The 12,541-nt window shown below is 42.2% G+C and carries 10 protein-coding genes; 8 read left to right on the top strand and 2 right to left on the bottom strand.

What is annotated here, in order from left to right; translation table 11 throughout:
- Positions 1-30: 30 nt before the first annotated feature.
- Positions 31-987 (bottom strand): formimidoylglutamase, encoded by a 957-nt coding sequence (hutG, locus tag G6R02_RS00800; protein ID WP_164670276.1) that lies wholly within the window; start codon positions 985-987, stop codon positions 31-33.
- Positions 988-1,121: 134 nt separating this feature from the next.
- Between hutG and G6R02_RS00795 the strand changes: the two genes are divergently transcribed.
- Positions 1,122-2,024 (top strand): LysR family transcriptional regulator, encoded by a 903-nt coding sequence (locus tag G6R02_RS00795; RefSeq protein WP_164667341.1) that lies wholly within the window; start codon positions 1,122-1,124, stop codon positions 2,022-2,024.
- Positions 2,025-2,190: 166 nt separating this feature from the next.
- On the opposite strand, the gene G6R02_RS00790 is transcribed toward G6R02_RS00795, so the two are convergent.
- Positions 2,191-2,745 carry a DJ-1/PfpI family protein gene (locus G6R02_RS00790; RefSeq protein ID WP_164667340.1) on the bottom strand — a complete coding sequence of 185 codons (555 nt, stop codon included), beginning with the start codon at positions 2,743-2,745 and terminating at the stop codon, positions 2,191-2,193.
- A 366-nt stretch (positions 2,746-3,111) separates the two neighbouring features.
- On the opposite strand from G6R02_RS00790, the gene G6R02_RS00785 reads away from it, so the two are divergent.
- The 7 genes from G6R02_RS00785 (at position 3,112) to acsA (ending at position 12,537) form a co-directional block, all read left to right on the top strand.
- Complete coding sequence (locus G6R02_RS00785; RefSeq protein WP_164667339.1) at positions 3,112-4,116, top strand: dipeptidase; 1,005 nt, start codon at positions 3,112-3,114, stop codon at positions 4,114-4,116.
- Positions 4,117-4,142: 26 nt separating this feature from the next.
- Entirely contained in the window at positions 4,143-4,679 is a 537-nt protein-coding gene (locus G6R02_RS00780) for a helix-turn-helix domain-containing protein (protein ID WP_164667338.1), read from the top strand.
- A gap of 91 nt (positions 4,680-4,770) precedes the next feature.
- Positions 4,771-5,997: a DUF819 family protein gene (locus G6R02_RS00775; protein WP_164667337.1), complete on the top strand. Its 1,227-nt coding sequence runs from the start codon at positions 4,771-4,773 to the stop codon at positions 5,995-5,997.
- Between the two features lie 562 nt (positions 5,998-6,559).
- On the top strand, positions 6,560-8,104 hold the full coding sequence (locus G6R02_RS00770; RefSeq protein ID WP_164667336.1) for a solute symporter family protein: 1,545 nt from the start codon (positions 6,560-6,562) through the stop codon (positions 8,102-8,104).
- Positions 8,101-9,843 (top strand): LytS/YhcK type 5TM receptor domain-containing protein, encoded by a 1,743-nt coding sequence (locus tag G6R02_RS00765; protein WP_164667335.1) that lies wholly within the window; start codon positions 8,101-8,103, stop codon positions 9,841-9,843. Before G6R02_RS00770 ends, G6R02_RS00765 begins: the two co-directional genes overlap by 4 nt.
- 18 nt (positions 9,844-9,861) lie before the next feature.
- On the top strand, positions 9,862-10,620 hold the full coding sequence (locus G6R02_RS00760; RefSeq protein ID WP_164667334.1) for a LytR/AlgR family response regulator transcription factor: 759 nt from the start codon (positions 9,862-9,864) through the stop codon (positions 10,618-10,620).
- A 189-nt stretch (positions 10,621-10,809) separates the two neighbouring features.
- Positions 10,810-12,537, top strand: coding sequence for an acetate--CoA ligase (gene acsA / locus G6R02_RS00755; RefSeq protein ID WP_164667333.1), 1,728 nt, complete (start codon positions 10,810-10,812; stop codon positions 12,535-12,537).
- Positions 12,538-12,541 lie beyond the last annotated feature (4 nt).

Here is a 12,541-nt window from a genome sequence, read left to right as displayed (position 1 = left end):
TTTTAAAAACGCCTTTACCTGTCGTCACCATTACACATGCTTTTTGTTAAAACTCCTCATCGTTTCCGCCAAAAAATATGCCGCCAGCCGTACGGTTTTGTTATTTTCATCAACCAGTGGATTAACCTCGGAAATGTCAAAGCTGAGTATATTCTCTTTTGCAGCAATGTACGTCATTAATTTTTTTACCGTCTTCGGATCGAGCCCCAATGGTGATGGTGCACTTACACCCGGTGCCGCTGACGAAATAATGGAATCGGTGCACAAAGTCATCATGATATAGTCATATTCCTTTGAAAAGCTATCAATCTTCTTAAATGTATGCTGAAAATTGTCCGCTTCAATCTCATCTTCCATCATATAGTTACAGCCGTATTTGTCTGCTGTCTCGAACAATGCTTTTGTATTGCCGAACTCCTGGATTCCGAGACACAAATAGCCAGCCTGGTCATCCTGGTCGAGAATCTGCCTGAACATAGTGCCTGATGATGGTTGCGGGTCATCCCGCATATCAAAATGAGCATCAATATTCACAATCCCAAGCGTCTTGTCAGTACCTATATACTCTCTCACCCCAAGGTAATGACCATATAATGTTTCATGTCCGCCACCAATAATGACCGGTGTCATGGCGTTATCAAAAAGCTTGTTAACTCGCCTTCCGAGCTCAGCCTGCGCTTTTTCCAAATCATCATTTTCGCAAACTACATTACCTGTATCGATTGTTTCTATCTTTTCATCCAATTTATATGGAAGTTTTGCCAGGAACTTACGGATCTCATCAGGTGCCTTAGCTGCACCAAGACGCCCTTTGTTCCGCCTTACACCTTCATCACTGGAAAACCCAATGACTCCGAAAGCGCTATCATTTTTTACCAATTTATTAATATCCTGAACCTTAATAACCTGATGGAACCGAAAATGAGATGAATCTGACCCATCATCAACCCTTCCGCTCCACAGGCTTTCATCTGATACTTTGTAAATCGTTAATCACCTCTGAGTCATGTTGATTTCTGAAAATAATTACTTTAATTAATATTATAATTTATCTATGGTATAATTACTAATACATATTTTTTATATTTCTATAGTTTTTGACTATAGCGAGGAGCGTTAACATGGATTTACGCCAACTAAAATACTTTAGTACACTTGTAGAACAGACAACATATACTCGCGCCGCAAACACGCTGCATATTTCCCAGCCTTCGTTAAGTGCAGCAATTAAAAAACTGGAAAACGAGCTTGGTATAACCCTGATTGACAGAAGTTCAAGGGATTTGCGGGTTACAAAGGAAGGAAAAATATTATACCAGGAGTCTAAGAAACTGTTGAATCATTATAGCCACGTTTCCGATGAGATGGTCCGGCTGAGACAACAGGGACCGCTCGAATTATCAATCGGATTAATTGAGTCTTCGATGTTTTTTGTTCCTGACATCCTGACTCACTTTAAAAAAGAATATCAGGATGTGCGTGTCAGCTTACTGGAAACATTAAGTCTGAGCGATGTTGAGAAGGCATTGAACAACTTTGATATCCATCTGGCAATTACCAATCAATACATTCATAAGGAAGATATTGAAACGATCCCGATATATGAGGAGAACCTTGTCGCGCTCATCCCGCCAACTCACGAGTTGAGCAAGCGGGAAACACTGCAGATTAGTGATTTGGAAGGGGAAAATTTTATCGTATGTAAGGAAGGATTTCAGACAAGAAGGGATATCCTGAGTGCGTTCAGCAAATCCGGTGTTAAGCCGAATATTCAGTTTGAGATTGAGCGGTTTGAAACGGGGTGCAGTCTGGTGGAAGACGGGCTGGGCATAACCGTCGTTCCGGAAAATTACGTCCGTTATGCGAAACAGACTAACTGCTCGATTAAAAATATTCACGGAGCAGACATCTCGCGGATTGTTTATCTTGCTTATGATAAAAATCGTTACCTGTCGCCAATCGTTATGCGGTTTATAGCGCTTGTAAGAGAATTTTTTGATGATACCGGGTTAACCAAACGTTGAAAATCGTATTCACGAAGTCATTATATGAGAAATTAGAGCTCCCCCAAACTAGATATAATAAAGTTTGGGGGAGCCTTTTATTGCTATATCATCCTAAATTAACCTAAGAAGAGCATATTGATTTCCGAAATGCTAAAAAAACTAGCTCAAGGTTATCAGCTGAAAACTATCTCTCATTAACCTGTTTTACAAACTCCCTCATAAGCCCTGGCATATCTGGCCATGCATGACCGGAAACCAGATTGCCGTCAGTGTGCAGTGGTGCTTCAATATACGTAGACCCTGCCGCTTCCACTTCAGGTTTGCAGGCTATATACCCTGTCATCTCACGGCCCTGCAGATGTTCCCTGGCCGTCGTAAGGACTTGTGCCGCATGGCAGACTGCGGCAACCGGCTTATTCGTCTCAAAAAAGTGGCTGACAATCCCAGGAACATACTCATTCAGCCGAATATGCTCCGGCGCCCGACCACCCGGAATAATCAACGCATCATATTCAGCCGGATCCACCTCATCAAAACCAGCTGTCGCTTCAATAAGATACCCTTCCTTCTCTGTATAAGTTTCCCAACCAACAAAATCATGAACAACCGTATGCAGCTGCTGTACCGAACCCGCAGCAATTGTTGTGTCAAAACCTTCCTCCAGACATCTGAAATAAGGATAATAAATCTCCAACGCCTCCACAGCATCTCCCGCAATAATCAAGACTTTCTTTGCCATAAAAATGATCTCCCCTTTTGGAATAGTTTCAATAAATTATATTCCAATGGCGGGGAGGTTAGTCCTATAAATAGTTAAAAGAATGTTCAGCTATTGTAAAGGAGGATGGGACAAAACGTAAACAGATAAGCAAAGATGAACAATACTAAAAATAAGCAAAGTATATTTCCGGAGCGGTTATATGCGTTATTTCCCAGTTCGGATTTTTCCTTTGATAAAACACTTTTGTCCTTAGCCTGATAAACAGATCTATCAATCTATCATTCCAACCTGACAAATATCGTCATTTTTCTTGAAAGCGATTTCTGTTTTTAGTAATATAAAAATATAAAGAAAAATTTTAATATAATAAAAAGGAGGGAGAAAATGCACATTATCGACCTTCATTCAGATATCATCACCGATATTGCCTTTCGTCGTGAAAAGGGTGAAACAAGGGTGTTTGAGAAGTATCACCTTCCACAATTAAAAGAAAATGGTGTGATTGGACTTATTTGTGTTTTTTGGGTAGAGCCCCTGTTTCGCGAGAATCCTATCCGTCGTTTCCGGCAGCTTCTAAAATATGCGCTCGATGACTTCAAGGAATGTTCAGAAGCTGAGATTGTAACATCTGCTGCTAACTTGGACTTATCCAAAAACAGCAGTAAAGTATTTATATATCTAGGACTTGAAGGTCTAAGCTTTATGGAAGACTGGGATGGTTCATCTGATACCGAAAAAATCTCCCGGGCGGTGGATGAACTTGATCAACTTCATATCCGGCATTCAATTTTTGCCTGGAATGAAGCCAATTTTCTTGCAACAGGTACCGGCTGTCAAGCACACAGTCGGGGACTTACAAATTCCGGGGAGTTTGCAGTTGAAAAAATGCAAAACAAAGATTGGATTATTGATGTGTCGCACCTGGACGAACCATCATTTTGGGATATTGCAGCAAAGACAAACGCTCCGCTAATAGCGTCACACAGTAATGCTAAAAGAATCTGCGACCATGAGCGCAATTTGACAGATGACCAAATAAAAGAAATTGCCCGGCACAACGGACTAATCGGTGGCAACGCACATGCAGAATTTGTTGCTGATCACAAGCCATCGCTGGAAAAATATGTTGACCACCTGGTTTATATGGCCGATCTTGTTGGCGTCAACCATATTGGACTTGGCTTTGACTTCACTGATTATCTGAAGGGATACAATCTGGGATTTAACAATGAGCAGGTTACAACGAATCTCGAGAGTGTTGCCGGCATTCCTTTATTAGTTGATGAATTAAGAAGAAGAGGATTTACAACTGCAGAAGTGGAGCAAATTTGCTGGAAGAATGCCCTGAAGTTTCTGCAGGATAGGGTACAAAGTCAGGATAATAAGTAACACTTCAGCTGTTTGGGGGAGAGGCAATGTTTGACGGCAGTATTATTAAGAAACTACGAAAACAAAAGAACCTTTCTTTAAACGAACTCGCGATAAAATCCGAGGTAAGTATGGCAACAATCAGTCAAATTGAAAGAGGTAATACAGATCCTACCATTACAACCGTATATAAACTGTGCAAGGGGCTTGATACAACGATAGCCACGCTTATCGCAGGTGATGATGAGCCTGATGGCGTTGTAAGAAAAGATAACCGGAAAACTATTACACTGCCAGAATCAAAGGTAACCTACCAATTGCTTTCCTCGCCTCTGAAGCAAAATTTAGAGATGGTATTGGTAGAGCTTAACCCTCATCAGAAAGACCGGAAACTGGTTACCCATAAAGGAGAAGAGTGTGGTTTGGTCCTTCAGGGCAAGCTGGTCGTCATGTTGGGAAACGAAGAAATTCTTCTGGAAGAAGGGGACAGCATTACGTTTAATAGTATGACTCCCCACAGGTATATCAACCCAACCGGCGAAAAATCAATTTCAGTCTGGGCCATGACACCACCTGATTTTTAGTTGAGTTTGATAGATAAACCCTATTGATTCATTGATATTTATACAAGAGAAAGTTTTATCTAACGAAAAAATTACATTGGGGTGAGTAAAATTGGATACATCTTTAATTTCTCCAGATAATACATGGGCGCTTTGGGCGTTTTTAACAGGATGGGCAGCTGTCAGTATTTATTTGGAACAAAAATATTCATGGGCATCGAAGGTTTCAGGGGCAATTATTGCACTGATTGGTGCCATGCTTTTGGCAAATTTTAACGTTATTCCACTTGAATCAAGTGTGTATGATGCTGTTTGGAGTTATGTCGTACCATTGGCTATTCCGCTTCTTTTATTCCAGGCAAATATTAAAAAAATCTGGCAGGAAAGCGGACGAATGCTGACTATTTTTCTCTTAAGCGCTATAGGTACTGTCGCGGGTACGATTATATCCTTTATGTTACTGAAAGATGTTATTCCGCATCTTGATAAGATAGGTGCAATGATGGCAGGATCTTACACCGGAGGCGGCGTAAATTTTGCAGCCATGGCCGCAAAATTTGAAGCACCGGGTGAACTTGTTTCTGCTACAGTTGTTGCAGACAATGCGATGATGGCACTATTCTTCTTTGTATTAATGGCAATCCCGGCAATTAACTTTTTTCAGAAAAAATACAAAACACCACATATAGAGGAAGTAGAGTCCGGCATTTCCGGTGAAGAGGGTGAAACACAGGCAGCTTCATTCTGGAAACGAAAAGAAATATCCTTAAAAGATATTGCCACAAGTGTTGCTGCTGCATTCATCCTTGTCGCTGTATCCTTCAACCTGGCTGACTTTTTTGCCGGAGTAATTCCAAGTGGTGAAGATGCGAACATGTTCTTCGAGATTCTTGGTGCAATTATTGGTGACCAGTATCTGATGCTAACGACACTGACCGTGCTGGCGGTTCTTATCTTCCCGAATCATTTTGAAAAACTGCAGGGAACACAGGAACTTGGAACATTTTTAATCTATCTGTTTTTCGTTGTCATCGGTGTACCAGCATCAATTGCATTGGTTGTGACAACTGCACCGCTTTTACTTGTTTTTGTATTAATCATTGTCCTGATGAATTTACTGTTCTCCCTTGTGTTAGGGAAATTGTTTAAATTTAATCTGGAGGAAATCGTACTCGCAAGTAACGCAAACCTTGGCGGCCCGACAACCGCTGCAGCGATGGCTATCGCAAAAGGCTGGAACAAACTCATTGTACCAATATTACTTGTTGGTACGCTCGGCTATATTATCGGAAACTATATTGGAACAGGACTTGGGTTATGGTTCCAAACATTAATATAGATTAATAATTTGTATACGGTGCTTGGGATATTTAATTCCAAGCGCTATTTCTTTATTTGGTTCTATTCATAAACTTTATCGCTTTCCACATTATTTAGTGGGGCTCTCTCACCACGCATATAGAATATATTCGATTTCCAAAAGTCGTGCTGCCGAGCCTCTTCAGTTCATATCCCGTTCCCGAGTCTCACCTTTAGATAAACATTTTAAAGAGGATTCCGCTTCCTTTCGTCCTTCGTATTCGTGATGAACCACTTTTCTTCGACGTTTTCGCTTCATTTTGTGCTTCATAACCTCGATGAACCACTTTTCAGCGTCGCTTCCGCTTCCTTTTGCCCTTCATAACCCCGATGAACCACTTTTCAGCGTCGTTTCCACTCCCTTTTGCCCTTCATAACCTTATTAATACAGTACCACATTCATACTAATTACCCACCTTTCTGTAAAGCTCTGAAATCTTTACTTATGAAACCGTTTCAAGTACTATTAAAGATAAGAAAATTTACTATATTTACATTATTACAATTACTATATTTAAAGTGGCTTTAAGGAAGGTGAAATTGTGAACCTTACCTATTTCCTGTTTTTCCTGTGCATCATTGTGTGTACATTAATCATTACATATTGGGCGGCAAAGCAAAGTAAGACGACAAATCAATTTTATATTGCAGCCGGCAGTTTAACAGGGATACAGAATGGACTGGCAATTGCCGGTGATTACATAAGTGCGGCTTCTTTTTTGGGGATTGTAGGAACAATTGCGATCAATGGTTTTGATGGGTTTTTGTATGCGATTGGTTTTTTGGTCTCTTATTTAATAGTGTTATTTTTTATCGCAGAACCTGTTCATCATTTAGGCACCTATTCTCTCGGGGATGTTGTCTGCTCGCGGTTTCCGAGTGACAGGATACGCTGGATGATGGCAATTGGTGCGTTTATCATTTCGATTTTATATATGATTCCACAATTGGTGGCTGCGGGTCTCCTGATCCGGTTGCTTCTTGATATCGATTATTCAACCTCGGTGCTTATTATCGGAAGTCTAATGACAGTTTATGTGGTGTTCGGAGGAATGTTTGCAACGTCATGGGTGCAGATTGTGAAAACGGTAGTACTCCTGTCCGGGACTTTTTTGCTTTCATTAATTGTATTTTCCAGGTTTGATTGGAGTATTGCCGAACTGATTGAACAGGTGAAGCTGGGCACTCCATTAGGTGAACAGTTTTTTATGCCAGGTAATTTATTCGGCAATCCACTGGAAACGATATCACTTCATTTAGCGTTAATTCTCGGAACGGCTGGGCTTCCGCATATTCTGATTCGGTTTTTCACTGTCCATAATACACGGGAAGTACGCAGATCCGTCCTGACCGCGAGCTGGATCATCGGAATTTTTTACATAATCACACTCGTTCTTGGACTTGGTACCGTTGCCCTTATCGGATATCAGGAATTAATCGCACATGATCCAACGGGAAATCTGGCTGCACCATTACTGGCAGATGAACTTGGCGGGGATTTCCTGATGGCTTTTATTGCGGCAATATCCTTTACAACCATTGTTGCGGTAGTCGCTGGTTTGGTCATTTCGGCTACAACCGCTTTTTCCCATGATATTTTTTACCACATCATTAAAAGAGGAAATACGACGGAGAAAAAACAGGTTCGTGCTGCACAGTGGACTGCCTTTGTCGTTGGGCTTATTTCCACGTTATTTGCCCTTGGTCTGGAAAATATAAATGTGACATTCCTTGTTTCATTGACATTTATCGTTGCAGCTTCAAGTAATTTACCCGTTCTGTTATTTACCATATATTGGAAAGGATTCACCCAGACAGGGGCAATCATCGGAATGTTATGCGGTTTAATTGCTTCCCTGACGCTCTTATTGTTCGGACCGCATATTATGAATCCGGATGGTGGCTGGATTGCCAGGGAGCCGCTGTTCCCGCTGCATAACCCGGGCATCATTGCCATTCCGGTTGGGTTTTTGGGAGCATACCTTGGTTCGATATTCTCGCGCGGTCCAAAAGAGAGCCGTAATGACTTCCAGCGATTCTTTATAAAAGCGCAGACAGGGATCGATGCGAAGGAGGACATCCAGTGAAATACTTGACGATTATTTTGTTTGAACGTATCGGGTTATTGCTCGTACTTGCCTTCGTACTTACCCGTATACCCGGCTTTAAATCCTTACTTTATCGTGAATACTCCGGAAAAATGGTTTTCGTCCATGCCTGTATGTTTGGTCTGTTTGGAATAGCCGGAACAATCACAGGCATTATCATGGAGGATGGCGCTGTTGTAACCCATGGATTTGTCGGCCCTGTCGGTGATGACCAAATGATTGTCAGCTCCAGTCTGGTTGCTATTGTTATCGCCGGTCTGCTGGGAGGTCCTGTCGTTGGACTTGGGGCAGGTGTGATTGCCGGAACCCATCTTTTTTATCTTGGTGGAATCGGATTTTTAGCAAATGCGCTGGTCAATCCACTAACCGGATTATTGGCAGGATTAACGGCGCGGTTTTTTTCAAATGAACGGGTTATATCTCCTTTAAAAGCATTGTTTATCGGGGTGTTTCCACCAGTTCTGCAAATGCAGCTGCTGCTTATATTTGAACCGAATTCAGAGAACATGATTGAAATTGTGAACACGATCGGACTGCCGCTTGTTTTGTCCAACAGTATTGCAATCGCCATATTTACAGCAATGATCAGCATTGTCCTGCGTGAACAGGAAAATGAGGCGGCACAGGCAACCAAACAGGCTTTTACGATTGCCGAGGAGGCACTTCCTTATTTGAAAAAAGATTCTTCCCGCGAAATGGCTGCCGGAATCGCCAATTTACTCTATACCCGGTTGAAACTGGCCGCTGTTTCGGTAACAGATGAAAAAGAAGTCCTGGCACATAAGGGGCTTGGTGAGGATCATCACCGGGAAGGGGATCAGATTATTACCGCCCTGTCCCATCAGGCAATTCACACGAAACAGATGCAAATTGCCTATTCCCGTGCGGAAATCCAGTGCAGGGATGCCAATTGTCCATTGGAGGCCGCGATTATTATTCCGCTTGTGGATGCGAATGATGTGACAGGACTGGTTAAATTTTACTTCAAAAAAGCACAGCACATCCGCCCGGTGGAGCTGATGCTGGCACAGGGTCTTGGACAGTTGATATCCAATCAGCTGAATTCCATTGCAACCGAAAAACTGAAAACCCATGTCCGTGATGCTGAACTGAGAAATCTCCAGGCACAGATAAATCCGCACTTTTTATTTAACACACTCCAGCTGATAGCAGCATTGTTTCGAAAGGATCCGGAACAAGCACGCCATATTACAGTTAATTTGGCACACTATATGCGGTTCAATATCGGGCTTGTCTCGTCATCACTCGTACATCTGGAGAAAGAATGCCAGCATGTGAAAGCGTATATTGAAATTGTACAGACCCGCTTTTCCAACCAGCTGCAAATCCTTTTTTCGGAAATAGATGGTATTTCACAGGTGTTTATCCCGCCATCAACCATTCAGCCGCTTGTTGAAAACAGTGTCCAGCATGGTTTGAAGAATATAACAAGTGGCGGAATGATCAAGGTGAACATTGAAAAGAAGGATACATTTATTCACGTATCGGTCAGTGACAATGGCAGTGGTTTTCCTGAGGATATCTTAGATAAGGCGGGCAATGAGTCAATGACAGCTAATGAGGACAGTGGTGCAGGTTTATATAATGTCAATCAGCGTTTAATCAGTTTACTGGGAGAACAGGCACGATTACATATACGCAATTTACCTTCCAGTGGCAGTGAGGTTTATTTTAAAATTCCGTATAAAGTTTATTGATACCTGGAGGTGTCTTGTATGAAAGATATTCATGTCATGATTGCGGAGGATGAACAGTTAGCCCGTGAAGAATTAATTTACCTGCTGGAAAATGAACCGGATGTAATCACTTATCCAAGTGCTGAGAACGGACAGCAATTAATCGACTTATATGTGGAACATGAGCCTGATGTTATTTTTCTCGACGTTCAAATGCCGGGAATGACCGGAGTGGAGGCTGCAAAACGAATTACTGAACTCGCTTATATTCAATCTCCTTTGTTCGTATTTACAACCGCTTTTGATGAATATGCCGTTGATGCGTTTGAAATTGAGGCTGTCGATTATTTACTGAAGCCTTATGATGACTCCCGGTTCCATAAGACCATGAAACGGGTCCGAAAAAAAATCGCACAAATGGATGTAAAAGAAGACAAAAACACACCATCTCAGAATGAAACACCTGCTTCAAAGCTGCTCGTTGACGATGGAGAAAGAATGGTTGTGTTATCTCCGGACGCCATCTGTTATGCAGTTCCGGCTAAACGCCTGCTTGAGATCCATACAAAAGATGAAGTAATTGAAAGCAGAATGACATTGCAGGAATTGGAGGATAAACTTCGAGGCCTTTCATTCTTTCGGGTGCATAGAAGCTATTTGGTGAACCTGAATTATGTCCGGGAAATCACGCCATGGTTCAACGGCGCAAGTAATGTAACACTTAACGATAAGTATGGTACATCATTACCGGTCAGCAGGTCAGCAAGAAAAATATTGATCGAAATATTCAAAAATTAACCATTAATGAATTAATTAAAACAATTCAAACACTATTATCTGCAATTGAACCGGATTTTCCCATAAGTCTTTTGATTTTCCGTTATACTTTATAGTAAGCGCTTACAATACAGGTGGTGATGGACGGAGTTTTTTGACAAAGCAGTCTTTTATAGCAGTCATCATTAATCAAAATTTTTTCAAGGGGGAATGAACGTGAGCAATACGATTGCGCCAAAGAAAATGCATACAAATATGCCGGATTATGATGAAGCCCGGGCCAATTTTTCATGGAGTGATGTTGAAAAGTCCTTTTCCTGGCATGAAACCGGAAGAGTGAACATGGCTCATGAAGCGATTGACCGCCATACTAAAAACTGGCGACGGAATAAAGTGGCACTCTACTACAGTGACAACCAGCGTGATGAGAAATATACATTTCAGGATATGAAATTCCTGTCAAATAAGTTTGGAAATGTGCTGCGTGACATGGGAATTCAAAAAGGGGACCGTGTCTTTTTATTCCTGCCAAGGTCACCGGAGCTGTACGTCAGCTTATTGGGAACGTTAAAAATCGGAGCAATTGTCGGACCTTTATTTGAAGCATTTATGGAACAGGCGGTCCGGGACCGTCTGGATAACAGTGATGCCTCTGTGTTAATCACAACAGCCGAATTACTTCCACGAGTACCATACAAAGAACTTCCACATTTAGAACATATTGTTTTAGTTGGAGGCGGCGATGCTCCTAAAGATGCCAACACGAAATTTTATCATTACGAAAACAAAATGGATGAAGCTTCAAGAGATCTGGAAATCGAATGGGTTGACCGCGAAGATGGCATGATTCTTCATTATACTTCAGGTTCAACCGGGAAGCCAAAAGGCGTCCTGCACGTCCATAATGCGATGATTCAGCAATATCAAACGGCGAAATGGATTATGGATTTGAAAGAGGATGATATTTACTGGTGTACTGCCGATCCAGGATGGGTTACCGGCACTTCATATGGGGTGTTTGGTCCATGGCTGAATGGCGTGTCCAACCTCATTCGCGGTGGACGCTTCAGTCCGGAAGATTGGTATGGAACCATTGAAAAATACCGTGTAAGCGTTTGGCTGAGTGCCCCAACAGCATTCCGCAAACTGATGGGAGCAGGTGATGAAGTCGTAAATAACTTTGATCTGACTTCACTAAGGCACGTCCTGAGTGTTGGTGAACCATTAAATGCTGAAGTGGTTCATTGGGGAACAAAAGTATATGGCTTGCGCATTCATGACCATTGGTGGATGACAGAAACAGGCGGTGTCATTATCGCCAACTATCCGAGCATGGTAATGAAGCCAGGCTCAATGGGAAGACCTTTCCCGGGAGTTGAAGCGGCTATTTTGGACAATGAAGGAAATGAACTTCCACCGGGACAAATGGGTAAATTGTGTATTAAAGCAGGCTGGCCGTCGATGCTGCGGACTGTCTGGAAAAATGAAGAACGCTTTAACCAGTACTTTCCATTTGAAGGATGGTTTGACTCAGGTGACCTGGCGTCGATGGACGACGAAGGCTACTTCTGGTTTGAAGGCCGGGATGATGACGTTATTCAAACTTCCGGAGAACGCGTTGGACCATTTGAAGTTGAAAGTAAACTTGTTGAACACCCTTCCGTTGCAGAAGCAGCAGTAATCGGAAAACCTGACCCGGTTCGTGGCCATATTATCAAAGCATTCGTTGCGCTTAAGGCTGGTTACTCAGCTAGTGACGATTTAGAGAAGGAACTTAGCTTGTTCGTTAAAAAAGGTCTCGCTGCCCATGCAGCACCAAGAGAAATTGAAATCCGTGACTCTTTGCCAAAAACCCGCAGCGGAAAAATTATGCGGCGTGTGTTAAAGGCATGGGAGCTCGATCTGCCGACAGGTGACTTATCAACAATGGAGGACTAAATTA

The organism is Virgibacillus doumboii (assembly GCF_902806455.1).
Classification (GTDB): Bacteria; Bacillota; Bacilli; order Bacillales; family Amphibacillaceae; genus Lentibacillus; species Lentibacillus doumboii.
This window is presented reverse-complemented; position numbering and strand designations above follow the sequence as displayed.